Raw genomic sequence first — 17,349 nt, 5'->3', positions numbered from 1 at the left:
AAAATCTATTGATTGAATTGAAAGAATATTTTATAATTTTAAATTATATGTTTGTTTCGAAAAATGGAATTTAAGTTCCGTAATTTGGAACGAAAGGGAGATAGAATGAGTATAAATAAAACGGCAGTTAAGACAATGGATATTTTAGAGTTGTTTTATGAGCATGAAGAGCTAAGTTTAACTGAGATGGTTCGGCTTACAAATATGCCGAAAACATCTGTTTATCGTTTAATTGGCTCGTTAGAAGAGATGGCGTTTTTACAAAAAAACGAAAAGGGGAAATATCGTTTAGGGGTCGTATTTTTACGGTTCGGTCAACTTGTTTCACAACGATTATCAGTAAGAAATATAGCAATTCCTTATATGAAAGAACTTAGAGATAGTTTAGGACAGGCAGTTAATTTAATAATTCAAGATGATAATGAGGCAATTTACGTTGAAAAGATGGAGGGTGTTCAGCCGGTACGCGTGTATACGGCGGTTGGAAGAAGAGCACCGCTTTATGCTGGTGCATGTCCAAGAATTTTACTATCGTATTTCTCTGAGGAAGAGAAACGGAGATACATAGAGGAAGTGGATTTAAAACAGTTTGCAGATGGAACAATCGTGGATAAGGAACAATTGTTAGAAGTGTTGCAAATGGCAAAAAAGGAAGGCTACACAATTAGTTATTCTGAGTTAGAAAATCATACAGCCGCGATAGCAGCACCCATTTTCGCGAGCGATGGAACGGTTGTAGCAGGCATTAGTATTTCAGGATTAGCAATTGAGTACAGCGAAAGTAACATTTCATATTTTATTGCGAAGGTGAAAGAAACAGCGCATCGCATTTCGAAAGAACTCGGCTTTTTGGCATAGAAAGAGGGAGTAGGATGAAATTTTCTGCGTTAGGGGATCAAGCAATTATTGTTACATTTGGTGAAGAAATTAAGATGGGTATATATGAGAAAGTACAGCGGTTATTTAAAGCACTGCAGCAACATCCGTTTGCAGGAATGATAGAGTGCGTTCCGTCGTTTACTTCATTAGCTGTTTACTACAATGTATACGAAGTATGGAAGGGAAATGAGAGAAGTGAAAGGTCACATGATTACGTTCGCCAGTATATAAAGGAGCTGTGTGATTCTTATAAAGAAGAAGTAAAACAGGATGTGAAACATATTTCTATACCAGTGTGCTACGGGGGAGAATATGGACCTGATTTAGAAGAGGTCGCGCATTATCACGGTTTACAAGTAGAAGATGTGATTCGAATACATAGTGAAACTATATATTTTGTATATATGCTTGGTTTTACACCAGGGTTCCCGTATTTAGGAGGACTATCAAAAGAATTAGAAACACCTAGAAAAGAAACACCACGATTACAAATCTCTCCTGGTTCAGTAGGTATTGGGGGAAATCAAACAGGTATTTATCCGCTTGAAACACCAGGTGGATGGAATATTATCGGCCGAACACCTATTGCTCTATTTAATCCGAAAGAAGAAATGCCAACATATATTCAAAGTGGTATGTATTTACGATTTATCCCGATAACGAAGGAAGAGTACGTATCACTTGAGGGGGCTAAAGAATGGATGTAGAAGTTTTGCATGCAGGAATGTTTACAACAGTCCAAGATTTAGGGCGATCTTATTATCAACAGTTTGGTGTACCTGTTGGGGGTGCTATGGATAAAAATGCGCTTAGGCTCATCAATATGTTAGTCGGTAATGAAGAGAATGAAGCAGGATTAGAAATGACGATTTTAGGTCCTAAATTGTTAATAAAGAAAACGACTTTACTCGCAATTGGTGGGGTTGATATGGAACCGTTGTTAAATGGAGAACGTATCCCATTATGGCGTCCCATTTTAGCGGAAGAAGGTAGTATGCTTTGTTTTGGAAAAGTGAAAAGTGGTTGTAGAGCGTATGTGACTTTTGCGGGTGGTATACATATTGAGCGTACAATGGGAAGCAAAAGTACGTACATACGTGCTGCGATTGGTGGTATAGAAGGAAGAATGCTGAAAAAAGGAGATTGTTTTCAAATTGGTACGTACTCAGAAATGGCGAATCGTTTCATTCAAGACTTACAAAAAGATGAGCGAATAAAAACGAAATGGGTAATTAGCAACAGCGTACTACCAAAGTATAAGAAACATCCTAAGCTTCGTGTCATAGCTGACTTTGAATACGATCAATTTACAGAAGAAAGTAGAAAGGCATTTTTTACGAAAGAGTATAAGGTATCTAATTATGCTGACCGTATGGGCTATAGGGTTGAGGGAGAAGTTTTAAATAGGATTGAAGAAAAAGAGATTTTATCGAGTCCTGTTACATTTGGAACCATTCAAGTTCCTAATGGCGGACAGCCGATTATATTAATGGCAGATAGGCAAACGACAGGTGGCTATCCGAGAATGGGAAATATCATTTCAGTAGATTTACCTCTTCTTGCCCAGCTAAAGCCGGGGGACTATGTTTCTTTTGAGAAAATTACGCTTGAAGAAGCGGAACAATTGTACATAGAACAGGAAGTAAATATGAATCTATTAAAGAAATTCATCGCTTTACGAAGCTGGAATTAGGAGGAATACATTGTGACTACAATCGATTTAAACTGTGATTTAGGAGAAAGTTTTGGAGCTTATAAAATGGGGAATGATGATGAAATTCTTCCGTTCGTTTCCTCTATAAACGTTGCTTGCGGTTTTCATGCGGGTGATCCGTCTATTATGCGTCAAACTGTTGAAAAAGCTTTGGAGCATAACGTAGCAATAGGGGCGCATCCTGGATTTCCTGATTTAATTGGATTTGGTAGAAGAAACATGAATGTTTCAGCAAGTGAAGTATACGATTATGTTTTATATCAAATCGGCGCATTAGACGGGTTTGTAAAAGTGGCTGGCGGGAAGATGCAGCACGTAAAGCCGCACGGTGCCTTATATAATATGGCGGCGTCTAATCCGGAAATTGCAGATGCAATCGCAAAGGCAATTTATCATATAAATCCAAGTCTATTACTTTACGGATTAGCAAATAGCGAGGCGTTTATACAGGCTGCAGAAAAATACAATGTAACTCTCGTACAAGAGGCTTTTGCGGATCGTACGTATAAGCAAGATGGTACATTAACGAGCCGTACAGAAGAAAATGCGCTTATAAAAGATGAAGACGAAGCGATAAAGCAAGTACTTCAAATGGTGAAAGAAGGCCATGTAAATTCGATCAATGGAGAGAAAGTAGCAGTTCAGACGCAAACGATTTGTTTACACGGTGATGGGGAAAAAGCAGTGCAATTTGCAGAAAGAATATACAGAACATTCGGGTATTATGGTATTTCTATATGTGCACCGAAATAAAAAATGAGGGGAAGTGTTGGAATTGGTGAAATTAATCGGGATATTATTAGTGGCAGTGGGCTTTTTATTTAGATTAAATACACTTTTAGTAGTTATGGTTGCAGGTATTGTTACTGGTATGGTTTCAGGATTAAGTTTTTATGATGTGATCAGCATGTTCGGTAAATTTTTCATAGAAAATAGATATATGTCTATGCCAATTATATTAACTTTACCGGTAATCGGAATTTTAGAGCGTTACGGTTTAAAAGAAAGAGCCGAAGCACTTATAACGAAATCAAAAGGAGCAACAACTGGAAGAGTATTAATGTCATATTTTACGATAAGAGAATCATCAGCAGCACTAGGGCTTAATATTGGTGGGCATGCGCAAACAGTAAGGCCGCTCGTTGCACCGATGGCAGAAGGGGCTGCGCAAGGTAAATACGGTAAACTTCCTGAAAAATTAAGAGAAAAGATTAAAGCAAACGCAGCTGCTGCGGAAAATACAGCTTGGTTTTTCGGAGAAGATATTTTCATCGCAACTGGTGCTATTTTATTAATGAAAGGATTCTTCGATTCAGTAGGTATGCATGTCGGTGTATGGGATATGGCACTTTGGGGCATTCCGACAGCAATATCTGCACTTATTGTAAGCTGGATTAGATTTAGAAGGTTTGATAAATATATAGAGAAAACAATGAAGGCAGAAGGAAAAGAAGAGAAGGAGGCAATCTAATATGAACATCATCACAATGGATACAATCTATTATGTATTAGGGATAATTGTTGCTTTTATCGCTGTTCGTATCGCATTCGATCGTGAACATCCAAACAGATTCGGTTCTAGTTTATTTTGGGCATTGTTTGCAGTTACATTTTTATTTGGAAATGTAATTCCTTCGTTTTACGTTGGCTGTATCGTGCTCGCTATGGTCGTTTTAGCCTCGCTAAATAAAGTGACAAAATCAGAGGAAAAAGAAGTTCCAGTACAAGAACGTGTAAAACATGCTGAGAAATTAAAAAATAAAATTTTTATGCCTGCACTATTAATTCCTATTTTTACAATTATCGGTACGTTGACGTTAGGGAAAATTAAATGGGGAAATGTCTCTCTTGTTGATCCAGATAAAGTAACTTTAGTTGCATTAGCGCTTGGTGCATTACTCGCATTTGTCGCGGCGATGCGTATTACAAAATCGAAAATAACAACGCCTGTTCAAGAAGGAAGCAGACTATTACAAGCTGTCGGCTGGGCTGTTATTTTACCACAAATGTTAGCGGCACTTGGCGGTATTTTTGCGAAGTCGGGCGTTGGACAAGTCGTTTCTGATTTAGTCGGACAAGTGTTACCGACAGAGTATCCGTTCGTTGCTGTTATGGCGTACTGTTTAGGCATGATGCTATTTACAGTCGTAATGGGAAATGCATTCGCAGCGTTTGCTGTTATTACTGGCGGAATTGGCTTACCTTTAATAGTTCAAATGCACGGCGGAAACCCAGCAATTATGGCAGCACTCGGTATGTTTGCTGGATATTGCGGAACGCTGCTTACACCAATGGCAGCAAACTTTAATATCGTACCTGCGATGCTTTTAGAGCTAAAGGATAAAAATGCGGTTATTAAAGCGCAAGTACCAATTGCTCTTTCAATTTTTATCATAAATATGTTTATTATGTACGGCCTTGTATATCGTTTTTAATTAGGAGGATAAAACTATGAAAACAGTATTATTAACAGGGTTTGATCCGTTTGGCGGAGAAAATATCAATCCAGCTTGGGAAGTAGCAAAAGGTTTGCATGAAAAAACAATTGGAGAATACAAGATAATAAGCAAACAAATACCAACTGTATTTCATAAATCAATAAGCGTATTAAAAGAGTATATAGAAGAACTAGCGCCGGAAATTATTATATGTATCGGACAAGCTGGGGGCAGACCAGATATTACGATAGAACGTGTCGCAATTAATATTGATGATGCAAGAATTGCTGATAATGAAGGGAATCAGCCAGTAGATGTACCGGTTGTAGAAGAAGGAGCGATTGCGTATTGGTCTACACTTCCGATGAAAGCAATCGTAAAAAAACTTCGCGAAGAGGGCATACCGTCATCTGTTTCACAGACGGCAGGCACATTCGTTTGTAATCACTTATTCTATGGACTTATGCATGAACTAGAGAAACATGATAAGAAAATAAAAGGCGGATTCATTCATATTCCGTTTTTACCAGAACAAGCGAGTAACTATCCAGGGCAACCGAGTATGTCACTTTCTACTATTCGTAAGGGGATAGAATTGGCAATCGAAGTAACGATGACAGTTGAAGGAGATATTGTAGAGGTTGGCGGCGCAACGCATTAAGTAAAATGAATTGTACAACACCTCCTGTAAACAACTGGTATAATAAGAATAGGAAAATACATAGAGGTGATTTTTGTGCAACAATTTGAAGAGGTACGTTCAATTTTAGAAAAAGCGAAGAAAATTACAGTATTAACAGGCGCTGGTGCAAGTACGGAAAGTGGTATCCCAGATTTTCGTTCAGCAAATGGATTGTATGCTGATGCGAATGTGGAGATGTACTTATCAAGAGGGTACTATAACCGAAGTCCGAAAGAATTTTGGAAGCATTATAAAGAAATCTTTCAAATTAATACGTTCCATCAATATAAACCAAATCGTGGACATCGTTTTTTAGCTGAGCTAGAAGAACAAGGGAAAGATATTACGATTTTAACGCAAAATATTGACGGTTTACATCAATTAGGTGGCAGTAAACATGTCATTGATTTACATGGAACACTTCAAACAGCACATTGTCCGAAGTGTAAAGCGGGATATGATTTACAGTATATGATTGATCATGAAGTGCCGCGTTGTCAGAAGTGTAATTTCATTTTAAATCCAGACGTTGTTTTATACGGAGATACACTGCCTCAATATCAAAATGCGATGAAACGTTTATATGAAACAGATGTACTTATCGTTTTAGGAACGTCGTTAAAAGTACAACCTGTCGCTTCATTCCCACAAATCGCAAAGAGGGAAATCGGGGCAACGACAATTTTAGTAAATGAAGAGTTAACAGGACAAGAATATAACTTTGATTTTGTTTTTCAAAATAAGATTGGTGAGTTTGTTGAAGGGTTATCTTCAATAAAATAAATTATCGAAAAAACTGAGGTATCCACCTCAGTTTTTTATTTGGGTAATCGCTGTATTAAGCAACATGAAAACAGGTCGATAATGTAGTAACCACATCTCTATAATTTATAAAAAAGGTTTTAGTCGGCAAAATAGCAGAATAGGAAGAAATGTTTTCTTTAACCAATAAACAATCGTCATAAAGTAAGCTAATATGTAGCTGTTGTAAAGGCTCTATTTCGTTTTGCTTTAAGTATAAAACTAAGTCATTATAAAGTTGTTCACTATAATTACTTACGGAACATTCTATTGAAAGCTGACCTACTATGCTAGTCCACCATACTTTAAAGCTACATATTAATTCTTTAAATGATTCCTCATCACATAAATTAGCGTCAAAAAGTTTCTTATAAAATATATGATTCTCCTCGTGGAAAATTTGTAAATCATATCTGTCGTTAGCAGTTTGCTTACGAAGAGTCAGCCATAATTCTTTGAAATTTGTTTCAAAGTCACTTGAGAAATGTAATGTTTTTGCTATGTAAGGAAAACGTAAATTTCCTTTTTTCTCTTTTTGGTTGAGATACATATTTTGAATGTAGATCATAAAGTTTAAACAATGTGGCGTTTTAGTATGTATGATAAACGAATCTGTCATTTTCGTTCTCTCCTTAAGTAATGTCTTTTATAAATTTATTTCTTTAGTATACAAAGAAATGTAAACTAATGGTATAAAAATAAATTTGCCCCATTTTTCTTTTAGAATAATATTCATGTTATTTTGCATTCAGGGAATGGTAATAAATAGGATATAAAAATAAAAAACTGAAAATTAAATCTTTTATTTCTTTTATAATTAATATAAAATTCTATATATATCATATAAATAAATTTGATACATAATGACTTTGCGTAGAAATGTTAATAGAATGAAGCGAGGGAGCGAAATGAGACAGAAAAAGGAGCAGAAAAAACTATCGAAAAAGAAAAAGACTCATATTCCATTTCGGTTAAATGTACTATTTTTTATTGTCTTTCTTTTATTTTCAGCTATTATAATTCAATTAGGTAAAGTACAAATCATTGATGGAGAAACGTATAGAAATGAAGTAAATAAAAAGGAAGATGTAACGGTAAGCACTCCCGTTCCTAGAGGGAAAATGTTTGATCGGCAAGGTCACGTTATTGTAAATAATAAACCATTGCGAACCGTTACATATACGAAAATGAGAGGAGTAGACTCGAAAGAAGTTTTACAAGTAGCAAGAGATTTAGCTAAGCTAATTGAAATGTCGCAAGAGGACATAGACAAGTTAACAGAAACAGATAAAAAGGATTTTTGGATGCAGTTAAATGAAAAGCGGGCAGCAGCGAAAGTAACGAAAGAAGATGAGAGTAAATTTAGAAAGCAGGAGATAGAAGGGAAAGAATTAGATAAAAAAGTTGAAGAGTTACGTAGGGAAAGAATTACACAAGAAGAATTAAGTGAACTTTCAAAAGAAGACCTAGAAGTACTAGCCATTAAAAGCAAAATGAATGCGGGATATAAAATGACGCCGCAAATCGTTAAAAAAGATGTAAGTCAAAATGAATATGCTGTCGTTAGTGAAAGGTTGGCAAGTTTACCGGGGGTAGATACAACAGTAGATTGGGAACGTGAATACCCAAATGATAAAATACTGCGCTCTATACTAGGTAGCGTTTCTAATGAAAATGAAGGGTTGCCAAGAGAACAATTAGATTATTATTTAGTTCGTGATTATAATCGAAACGACCGTATTGGTAAAAGTTACATCGAAAAACAATACGAAGATGCACTACACGGAACGAAAGAACAGTCTAAAAATATTACGGATAAAGCAGGGAAGATTGTTCGAACAGAAAAAGTGACTGAAGGAAAAAGTGGAAATAACTTGATGTTAACAGTCGATATGGATTTACAGAAAAGAGTAGAGGGAAGCCTTGAAAAGAATTTACGAGCCTTTCATGCTGCAGAGCCGATGATGGATCGTGCGTTCGTAGTAATGATGAATCCGAAAAACGGTCAAATTTTATCAATGGCAGGAAAGAAAATTGTAAATAAAGATGGCGGTATGCAAATAGAAGATTATGCATTAGGAACGATGACAAGTTCTTATGAGTTAGGGTCAACTGTAAAAGGTGCTACTTTATTAACTGGATATCAAACAGAAGCGATTAAGCCGTATACACATTTCTTTGATGCACCAATGTATTTTAAAGGAAGTTCTAAGCCGAAGAAATCGTGGAAAGAATTTGGGGATATTGATGATTTAAGAGCTTTGCAAGTGTCATCGAACGTTTATATGTTTAATACGGCTTTAAAAATGGCAGGCATTAATTATGTCCCAAACAATCCATTAGACATTAAACAAGAAACATTTAATAAAATGCGCTACTATTTTAGACAATTTGGCCTAGGTGTGTCGACTGGTATTGACCTGCCAAATGAATCAATTGGTCAAGTAGGTAGAACTGATAACATACCCGGATTTTTACTTGATTACGCGATTGGACAGTATGATACATATACGCCGCTTCAGCTTGCACAATATATTTCAACCATTGCAAATGGCGGTTACCGAATGAAACCACAAATTGTACAAGAAGTTAGAGAGCAACCGAATAGACCAGAGGATGTAGGAAAAGTCGTTCGGTCGATTGAACCAGTTGTATTAAATCGAGTGGATATGGATACTTCGTACATTAATCATGTAAAAGAAGGATTTAGAAGAGTTTTTCAAGAAGCTGACGGAACAGGTACCGGAACGTTTAAAGGTCTACCATATAAACCAGCGGGAAAAACAGGAACAGCTGAGACAGTATATGGTGGAGAAAGTGATATTGGAAGAGATGAGAACAACAACCGAAAAAAATGTTATAATTTAACTCTTGCCGGTTATGCACCATATGATGCTGATCCGGAAGTGGCTTTTTCAGTTGTTGTACCATGGGTGAATGATGATAAATCAGGAATTAATTCTGCGATTGGTAAAGAAATTTTGGATGCGTATTTTGAGTTAAAAACAAATAGATCAAATGCAAATTCAATTCCAGTAGAACAACCGAACAAGGCACAGTAAAAATAGTATCACTGCATGGAAACATATTGTGCAGTGATATATTTTTTGAGTTAAAAAGCGCTTTATAAGGTGGGAATGGATATGAAAAAGGAGATTAAGAGAGGCTGGGGCAAGTACATACTATTTATATTGGTGATAGTCATAGGCTACCATTCTTTTACTTTATGTAAGGTGGAAGGGGAATCGATGCAGCCGACTTTATATGAAGAAGATTACGTATTTGTAAATAAAGCAGTAGTACGTCTTTCTAATTTACAACACGGAGAAATTGTCATTATAAAGGAAGCGGATGAATCGAAATATTATGTGAAACGTGTAATAGGGCTTCCTGGTGATGTAATTAACATAACGAACGGAAAGGTATATGTGAACGATAAAAAGCAAGAAGAACCATATACAAACAAAGATTTATTTAACAACACACAAGTGTTTTATAACTTTCAAAAGACAAAAATTCCGCCAAATAAGTTATTTGTAATGGGAGATAACCGCGAAGTAAGTAGAGATAGTCGAAATGGCTTAGGATATATTGAAGAAGATAACATAATTGGCAAGGTGGAATTTGTATATTATCCTTTTTCAAAAATGAAAATAATAGAATAAGTGGGAGAGGAGCAAAACCCCACTTATTAAAGTTTCACTTTATTTTCTTTAAAAAACCTTTTGGATTAAATGATATGAAAAATTTATGTTTAGACTCGTCGATTATGAAGTTATTATTTTTAGTTAAAAACTCATCCACAGCCTCCATCGGGCCAGGACCCCAATCGGGAAGAAGCGGATGTCCATTAATGGAGGTATCTTCTACAATCATATAACTGCCAGTAGTGACGATAGATTTATATAGTAATAGTTCTTTGGATACATGCTCTTTACTATGATCAGAATCTAAAATAACTAAAACCACATCATCAGGTTTGCGCATGCTTACTATTGTTTGGATGGCCTGCACAGAAACAGAAGATGCTGTTAAATACGTAATCCGATTATGTGATGGTCGATTTGGCTGCGGAGTTATATCGATAGTAAGTACGTGACCTTTTCCAATTAAATCTAACATAGAAGCTAAATACAGTGCACTACCACCGTGAAAAGTCCCGCATTCAATAATTAAATCGGGCTTTAATTCATAAATGATTTCTTGATACAAAAAGAGATCAGAGGGAAGTTTACAGATTGGAACCCCGAACCAGTGTGTATCGTTTAACCATACGAGGCTGTAGTAATATTGGTTTAGAAATTCATTGTTTATATTATCGATTTTAAATTCTCCTTTCTAAAAAGGATTCTCTCGTTTGACGTAAAGTGTTTACGCATGAAAGTTGTACTATATATTATGTAGTAAGGAATTGTAAGGCGAGTGTTTTTACTTGAAAATAAGCCAAATAACTCATGTGGAAAATGAAAGGAAATGATCGTATGTACAAATACACAATTTGCTTTATTAGAAAAAGCGATAAAATACTGCTATTAAATAGAAATAAAAAGCCGAATATGGGGATGTGGAATGGTGTTGGAGGAAAAATAGAAGATAATGAAACGCCATACGAAGGAATAATTAGAGAAACATTTGAGGAAACGGGCATAGAACTTTCAAGTGTAACGTATAAAGGGACTGTTGATTTTAAAGGTAAAGATGAGCCCAAGGCTAGTGAAGGAATGTATGTGTTCGTTGCTGATTTGCCAGATGGAATGCAAATGAATACACCATTACGTACGGCTGAAGGTCTATTAGAATGGAAAGAAATTGATTGGATATTAGATGGTGATAATAGAGGAGTAGTTAGCAATTTACCAAAATACTTACCGACAGTATTAACAGAAGAAAATAAGTTAGAACATATGTTTACGTATGATAACCGGAATATTATTCATTACACAACTGCATGTTTGACAGAAGATGATGCGAACAAGCGATATGAAAAACAACTCATTTCTCAATAGAAGAGGAAAGTGAAAAATCACGTTTTTGCTCTTATCATATATGCGAGGTGATTATATGTTTCAGAAATACAATTCATTGGTCATAATTGTAATATGCATGATATAACTTTTCTTATTATGAAAGAGTAGAGAACATATGTAAACGGAGCAAAAAGGAGGTGGCTTTGCCACCTCTTTTTGTTAGCTACAAATCGCCTTAATCATAAAACGATGTTGCTTCACATCAAAATAACCTTTTTGTAAGATGATTTCATGTATACGATATAATTCCTCACAATACCTTTCAACAGTAAAATCAGGAATTTGCCACGGAATTGCTTTTAAATAATAGACGATAGCGCCAATGTCATAAAAGCGTTGGAAAGGGAATTCCTCTTTTGCATCTAAGATAGTAAATCCATTTTGCTTTAACTCACTGCATGCGGTTTCGAGAGACCAACTTGCAAATTCGCTATTTAGTGGTGAGCCAAACTGCTCATTAAGTTCCGCGCAATCAAGACCGCCAACTTGTTGTGTAAGAAAAACGCCACTTGGAGAAAGAATTCTGTTTACCTCAGAAGCAGCATACGATTCATGTTGATTTATAATTAAATTAAATTGACCATCTTGAAATGGCAAAGCAGTATCATCGGTCACTTCTACAACGGTAACCCCTAAAGGCTCTAATTTCTTTCGAGCAATTGGCACATTTGGAGCGTAGCCCTCAGTAGCGAATATAGTTGACGGGAACGGTTGTAACATAGATAAAAACTCTCCGCCGCCAGTACCCATATCGAGCATTGATTCTGCACGTTGCATAAGCTGAAAAGCAGTACTGCCGTATGACCACGATAAAGGCTCGCTCTTCATTCGACCTGTTTCTGAAATGAAAGAAAAATCCCAGCCGCTAAAATGTGTATTTGCACTTTCTAATAAAGTTAAAAATAATGAATCACGTTTCATAATTATGTCCTCCTATTTTTTTAATGGATGATATGATGAGAAAAGAAAAAGGGAGGACCTCTTATTAAAGTGGAACGGTTTTATGTTTCGTGTTCGAATAGATTCATATAAAGTTACTCCTTGTGAGAATTGTTATTTATATATTCGGGTTAATTGAGTGAAAATCCTTTGAGGGTATAAAAGAAGGCAGTTGTTTAATGAAAAAATAAATTGAGTTATCTAATTTTATAGTGTAATTGTTCATCCATACGCATAAAAAAATTATTCTCTCCATAAAATAGTAAAATTATATTGGAGGTTGAATTATGGAAAAATTTAGTGTATTTTCAATAACCTTGATGACTTTTGGAATGTTATTATTTGGATTAAATAGGATAATAGATAGCTATTCTGAGCCTATTATCCTATTAGGGTATATTTCTTTTTTAATTGGAGTGGTTCTGAGTATTATAGCGATTGCTAGACGTGAAGATGGAAGATTAAAATTCATATCACTTATCTCTTTCTTTGTTCTCCTGTTTTTCATTACTTGGTTTGAGTCGTTTCAGGTACTACAAATTATTACTTGGCTAAAAAATATCTATTAAAATTTAAATTGTTGGTAAAAATGGGAAACCTTAAATTTAGGTTTCTTTTTATTATATTCGATTATCAATATTAAAACTTATTAGAGCCATTAATAAAAGAAATAGATATATAAACCGAGTGTAAAAATATTTTAATTCTTTGAAAACATTCAGCGATTTAGTATTCTTTATATATGGAATATTTTGTTTATGCGAAAAGAGGGCAAGGTGCTATATGAAAAGAATGAAAAATGTAATGTTAGTATTGTTATGTTTCTTATGTTTAAGTGGGTGTAATTATAAAGATGACGATCAGGTGAAAAAATATGTGAAAAAAAAGCACGGAATTGATGTGATTGTAACACATTGGGGTGCTATAAACGAAGGGAATATGGGGCATACATATCATACTGTTCAAGCAAAAAATAACAAAAATATTCAATTTAGAGTAGAGGTAGATGGCTTTTTATATTCAAGAATAAAAGGTGATGAATATCAATACGGAAAAAAAACATATGAGGAATATAAGAAATTTAAACCAATGCTAGAAGAAATTAAAAAATTAGGTTACGTGGAACCTGAAAATAAAAATGTTTTTCAATATATAGTGGATGATGATATAGAGGAGAAACCAACGGATAAGTTATTATTAACTTTAAAAACGAGTGACAAGATTGATTACAGTCAATTTGAATCAAAAGAATTAGAACGTTTATATGCTCTAATTCAATTCATTCAGAAGAGTAATAGAAAGATAACAACACTTGAAATTGAGGATTATAATGGTGAATCTATAGGTTTCCCTTTTCAAAATGTGCAAAAAGCTATAACGAAAGAAGAACTGCTTTTAACAATGAAAAACACAGTAAGCGGTTATTGGACATATTTGATTCAAACTGAAACAAAAGTAGGCGTAAGGTTAAATGAAATTCAAAATGATCGTTTTGTAATTGAGGATATTACTTGTCCACACCCGAAAGACGGCAATTGTCTAGAGTATGAATTGACTTTAGTTTTCAATGACAGTGAGATAAAATATAGAAATGATCCATATGTAATAGATGATTTGAGAAAGGTAGTCACTATTCTTAAAGAAGAACTATATAATAAGGAATTTAACATATATTTAAGGAACAAGGATGGAACAAGTTATTCACTCTGGCTATCATCCGAAAAAATTAAGGAAAGTAATAACATAGAAGAGTTAGTAAAATAATGATATAAAGAAGAAATTTAAAGTACTTTTTATGTTTGTTATTTCTGTATTCAAAAGGAAAACTGCTTATGCTTCATTTTTGAAGCATAAGCAGTTTTGTTTAAAATACTTAAAAAGAAAAATTTTTTGGTAAAGTACCACTTTTTATTACTGTTCTTAGTCCATGTTTTATAATACAAGGTTTAATAGGATGCTGTTTATCACGTAATTGCTGTAACCACTGAAAAACGAGTTCTTTATCTTCTTTCGTAATATCGTTAATATGATTGGCTACAGATTTTTGAACATATTTAGAAGGGTCATTCATTAATGGTTCAAGAAGCTGTAAATTGTACTTAAAATCATCTTTTAGAGCTCCTATTTTTTTAGCCCAAGGAAGCCTTGGTCTTGTACCTTCAGAAACTAATCTTCTAATGTGGCTGTTTTCGTCATGAATCCACTGTTGCAATATGTCTAGTGTGTCTTCATGGTATGTTTGAAGAAAAGGCCGAATGGCATATTCAGCAGTATTTCTTTTCGTTATTTTATACATGGCGTTGAATGAGGTTTCAAAGTCGTTAAGTCCATATTTTTCAACGTATTTTGCAAGAGGCATGTACATATATCCGTTTGTAAATGTGCCTACTTCTGTTGTATTTTCTGGGCCTAATGTTTTTAGTAATATATGTATTGCTTCATTAAAATCTTTTTGTAATGCATTATGTAATTCATCTGCTATTACTTCAATACGCTGCTTTAACTCTAAATTTTCAACTTTACATGTTACGGAAGATACAAAGTTTCTTTTAGAGAAAGTAGGATCGTGTTTACAAATAGAATCAGCCATTTTTTCTGCTAATTCTTCGTTAAATAAAAATTTTAACGGAACATATTTACCCATTTTTTCACCTCGGTGGTCAAATGAAAACAATTTTTATTTTTTAATCGACAATCCATAAACTAACGTCTCACTCGGAGTCGTAATACTAAAACCTGTCGTCTTATAATCAAGTTTCACCGTATCACCAGTGTAGTCTTTCGTGAATGAATCCATTTGTACGATAAGATCTGCATCTTCATATACAACATCATCTGCGTTATATGTATCCCAAATTAAATCGACATCAACGAAAATACTACAAGAGTTTGTCATTGTCCCTCTAATGCGAATGATCTTTTTGTCTTCACGTTCTAATCTATGTATAGCTGCTTTTGCTTCATCAGTAATGCGAATGTTCATTGTATCCCAACCTTTATTTATATTTCCTTTATTATTGCAAAAACAGGAGCAATAGGGAAGCAAAGAGGTTTGCAACAAAAAACGAGCAAACAAATTTGTTTGCTCGTTTCACTTTATTTTAGTTCACATTTATCGAGTGGAATCACTTTTGTTTTTTTCGTAAATTTATATCCTAACCATAGTACTAAGAAGAGTGGTAAACCGATGTAAGAAACAAGTACGCCGTTCCAATCGATTGATTCACCCATAAATGCGCCATAGTTTTGTCCTAAAATTACGATAATACAAAGAGTAAATGCGAAGAGTGGACCGAATGGGAACCATTTTGCTCTATATGGTAAGTCATTTAAATCTTTTCCTTGTGCGATATATGCTTTACGGAAACGGTAATGACTAATTGCAATGCCAACCCATGCGATAAAACCAGACATTCCGGATGCGTTTAATAACCAAATGTATACAACTCCGTCACCGAATAAAGAAGCAATGAAAGCAATACTACCAACAATTGACGTTACGATTAACGCGTTAACAGGTACACCGCGGCTATCTAATTTACCAAGAAATTTTGGTGCTTTTCCTTGGCGAGCTAAATCCCAAAGCATACGAGTTGATGCATACATACCAGAGTTACCAGCAGATAGTACAGCAGTTAAAATAACAGCGTTCATAACAGAAGCAGCAAAGGCAACGCCCGCTTTTTCGAAAATAAGTGTAAATGGACTTACTGTTACATCACTTGCGGCAAGACTTTCAGTTGTATAAGGAATTAATAAACCGATAACGAGAATCGCAAGAATATAGAATAAAAGAATACGCCAAAAGATCGAACGAATTGCTTTCGGGATATTACGTTCTGGATCAGAAGTTTCACCAGCAGCTACCCCAAGTAATTCAGTTCCTTGGAAGGAGAAACCAGCTGCCATAAATACACCGATAATTGCCATGATACCACCGTTAAATGGTGCATCAGCAACAGTGAAGTTTTTGAAGCCAACAGTTTCGCCCCCCATAATTCCGAAAATCATCATAAAGCCGACAATTAAAAAGATAATAATTGTAACTACTTTAATAAGTGCGAACCAATATTCAGATTCACCAAACCCTTTAACAGATAAATAGTTTAAAAGGAAAATAATAGCTAAACATAATCCGCTCCAAATAAGAGAAGGGGTATCTGGGAACCAAAATTTCATAATTAATGTTACGGCCGCTAGTTCTGCCGCAATTGTAATCGCCCAGTTATACCAGTAGTTCCATCCAAGTGCAAAACCAAGTGATGGATCAACAAATTTTGTTGCATACGTACTAAAAGATCCAGTAACAGGCATGTAAGCTGCAAGTTCAGCTAAGCTTGTCATTAAGAAATATACCATAATTCCAATTGCGGCGTATGCGATTAATGCGCCGCCAGGACCAGCTGAATGAATGACACCACCGCTGGCAAGAAATAGTCCGGTACCAATTGTACCGCCGAGAGAAATCATCGTAAGGTGACGCGATTTTAATCCGCGTTTTAATTCACCTTGTCCTTGTGTAGTTTGCGTTTTAGAGGTAGATTGATTTGTTGCGCTATTCATGTTCAACACTCCTTTTCTTGTAGGTTAGGAAGGAGCGGGGGAGAAAAATACAAAAAACCGCCAAAGGAATTTGGCGGAACGTTTCACAAATAACCACCCCATCATACCCTTCCGTTAAGATAGCACCCCACGTTTACACGGTAATTTTGTAAACGTGACAGTTCTGTTCCTTTCGGAGACAGCCCCAGCTCATATTTCCAGAGAAGAAATATAAACTTCGGCAACTTTTCCTTTCAAACGGAGTCAGCTGACATTCTCTGTGTCTCGTCCGTCGTACTCTTAAAAGTCGCAACCTCTACCTCATCG

The 17,349-nt window shown here is 35.2% G+C and carries 19 protein-coding genes and 1 riboswitch; of the genes, 13 read left to right on the top strand and 6 right to left on the bottom strand.

The window, feature by feature from the left end:
* Positions 1-105: 105 nt before the first annotated feature.
* The 8 genes from HMPREF2590_RS01625 (at position 106) to HMPREF2590_RS01590 (ending at position 6,496) form a co-directional block, all read left to right on the top strand.
* Positions 106-858 (top strand): IclR family transcriptional regulator, encoded by a 753-nt coding sequence (locus HMPREF2590_RS01625; RefSeq protein ID WP_000026392.1) that lies wholly within the window; start codon positions 106-108, stop codon positions 856-858.
* Positions 859-872: 14 nt separating this feature from the next.
* Positions 873-1,586 carry a 5-oxoprolinase subunit PxpB gene (pxpB, locus tag HMPREF2590_RS01620; protein ID WP_050821947.1) on the top strand — a complete coding sequence of 238 codons (714 nt, stop codon included), beginning with the start codon at positions 873-875 and terminating at the stop codon, positions 1,584-1,586.
* A complete protein-coding gene (locus HMPREF2590_RS01615) occupies positions 1,577-2,572 on the top strand; it encodes a 5-oxoprolinase subunit C family protein (RefSeq protein WP_000382257.1) in 996 nt (331 codons plus the stop codon). Before pxpB ends, HMPREF2590_RS01615 begins: the two co-directional genes overlap by 10 nt.
* A 12-nt stretch (positions 2,573-2,584) precedes the next feature.
* Complete coding sequence (pxpA, locus tag HMPREF2590_RS01610) at positions 2,585-3,346, top strand: 5-oxoprolinase subunit PxpA (protein ID WP_000207314.1); 762 nt, start codon at positions 2,585-2,587, stop codon at positions 3,344-3,346.
* 22 nt (positions 3,347-3,368) lie between these two features.
* Positions 3,369-4,064, top strand: a complete 696-nt coding sequence (locus tag HMPREF2590_RS01605) for a DUF969 domain-containing protein (RefSeq protein WP_000239809.1) — start codon at positions 3,369-3,371, stop codon at positions 4,062-4,064.
* A 1-nt stretch (position 4,065) separates the two neighbouring features.
* Positions 4,066-5,028, top strand: coding sequence for a DUF979 domain-containing protein (locus HMPREF2590_RS01600; protein WP_001021658.1), 963 nt, complete (start codon positions 4,066-4,068; stop codon positions 5,026-5,028).
* Positions 5,029-5,044: 16 nt separating this feature from the next.
* A complete protein-coding gene (gene pcp / locus HMPREF2590_RS01595) occupies positions 5,045-5,692 on the top strand; it encodes a pyroglutamyl-peptidase I (RefSeq protein WP_000859702.1) in 648 nt (215 codons plus the stop codon).
* A 75-nt stretch (positions 5,693-5,767) separates the two neighbouring features.
* Positions 5,768-6,496 carry an NAD-dependent protein deacylase gene (locus HMPREF2590_RS01590; protein ID WP_001183798.1) on the top strand — a complete coding sequence of 243 codons (729 nt, stop codon included), beginning with the start codon at positions 5,768-5,770 and terminating at the stop codon, positions 6,494-6,496.
* A gap of 55 nt (positions 6,497-6,551) precedes the next feature.
* Here HMPREF2590_RS01590 and HMPREF2590_RS01585 read toward each other — a convergent pair whose 3' ends face one another.
* Entirely contained in the window at positions 6,552-7,133 is a 582-nt protein-coding gene (locus tag HMPREF2590_RS01585; RefSeq protein WP_050821946.1) for a hypothetical protein, read from the bottom strand.
* 289 nt (positions 7,134-7,422) lie between these two features.
* Here HMPREF2590_RS01585 and HMPREF2590_RS01580 point away from each other — a divergent pair, with 289 nt between their 5' ends.
* Both HMPREF2590_RS01580 and lepB read left to right on the top strand, forming a co-directional pair.
* A complete protein-coding gene (locus tag HMPREF2590_RS01580) occupies positions 7,423-9,576 on the top strand; it encodes a peptidoglycan D,D-transpeptidase FtsI family protein (protein WP_001249182.1) in 2,154 nt (717 codons plus the stop codon).
* Between the two features lie 81 nt (positions 9,577-9,657).
* On the top strand, positions 9,658-10,179 hold the full coding sequence (gene lepB, locus HMPREF2590_RS01575; RefSeq protein WP_001986493.1) for a signal peptidase I: 522 nt from the start codon (positions 9,658-9,660) through the stop codon (positions 10,177-10,179).
* A 34-nt stretch (positions 10,180-10,213) separates the two neighbouring features.
* On the opposite strand, the gene HMPREF2590_RS01570 is transcribed toward lepB, so the two are convergent.
* The gene (locus HMPREF2590_RS01570) at positions 10,214-10,837 is read right to left on the bottom strand and encodes a cephalosporin hydroxylase family protein (RefSeq protein WP_083325412.1); all 624 of its coding nucleotides are present in this window, start codon (positions 10,835-10,837) and stop codon (positions 10,214-10,216) included.
* Positions 10,838-10,977: 140 nt separating this feature from the next.
* Between HMPREF2590_RS01570 and HMPREF2590_RS01565 the strand changes: the two genes are divergently transcribed.
* The gene (locus HMPREF2590_RS01565) at positions 10,978-11,520 is read left to right on the top strand and encodes an NUDIX hydrolase (protein ID WP_228490604.1); all 543 of its coding nucleotides are present in this window, start codon (positions 10,978-10,980) and stop codon (positions 11,518-11,520) included.
* A 180-nt stretch (positions 11,521-11,700) separates the two neighbouring features.
* Here the strand turns inward: HMPREF2590_RS01565 and HMPREF2590_RS01555 are convergent, their stop codons facing one another.
* On the bottom strand, positions 11,701-12,462 hold the full coding sequence (locus HMPREF2590_RS01555) for a class I SAM-dependent methyltransferase (RefSeq protein WP_050821944.1): 762 nt from the start codon (positions 12,460-12,462) through the stop codon (positions 11,701-11,703).
* Positions 12,463-12,767: 305 nt separating this feature from the next.
* Here HMPREF2590_RS01555 and HMPREF2590_RS01550 point away from each other — a divergent pair, with 305 nt between their 5' ends.
* Both HMPREF2590_RS01550 and HMPREF2590_RS01545 read left to right on the top strand, forming a co-directional pair.
* Entirely contained in the window at positions 12,768-13,049 is a 282-nt protein-coding gene (locus HMPREF2590_RS01550) for a hypothetical protein (RefSeq protein WP_000410606.1), read from the top strand.
* 214 nt (positions 13,050-13,263) lie between these two features.
* Complete coding sequence (locus HMPREF2590_RS01545) at positions 13,264-14,244, top strand: hypothetical protein (RefSeq protein WP_050821943.1); 981 nt, start codon at positions 13,264-13,266, stop codon at positions 14,242-14,244.
* A gap of 109 nt (positions 14,245-14,353) precedes the next feature.
* On the opposite strand, the gene HMPREF2590_RS01540 is transcribed toward HMPREF2590_RS01545, so the two are convergent.
* The 3 genes from HMPREF2590_RS01540 to HMPREF2590_RS01530 all read right to left on the bottom strand — a co-directional run bounded on the left by HMPREF2590_RS01540 (position 14,354) and on the right by HMPREF2590_RS01530 (position 17,043).
* Positions 14,354-15,124, bottom strand: coding sequence for a DNA alkylation repair protein (locus HMPREF2590_RS01540; protein ID WP_050821942.1), 771 nt, complete (start codon positions 15,122-15,124; stop codon positions 14,354-14,356).
* Positions 15,125-15,157: 33 nt separating this feature from the next.
* The gene (locus HMPREF2590_RS01535) at positions 15,158-15,463 is read right to left on the bottom strand and encodes an iron-sulfur cluster biosynthesis family protein (protein WP_030026273.1); all 306 of its coding nucleotides are present in this window, start codon (positions 15,461-15,463) and stop codon (positions 15,158-15,160) included.
* Between the two features lie 113 nt (positions 15,464-15,576).
* A complete protein-coding gene (locus HMPREF2590_RS01530) occupies positions 15,577-17,043 on the bottom strand; it encodes an amino acid permease (protein ID WP_001083387.1) in 1,467 nt (488 codons plus the stop codon).
* A 112-nt stretch (positions 17,044-17,155) separates the two neighbouring features.
* Positions 17,156-17,349: riboswitch (Lysine riboswitch) on the bottom strand.

Origin of the sequence: Bacillus sp. HMSC036E02 (genome assembly GCF_001836235.1) — a bacterium.
In the GTDB taxonomy this organism is placed as follows: Bacteria; Bacillota; Bacilli; order Bacillales; family Bacillaceae_G; genus Bacillus_A; species Bacillus_A cereus.
Note: the sequence above shows the minus strand (reverse complement) of the source record. Positions and strands in the feature narration are given on the sequence as shown.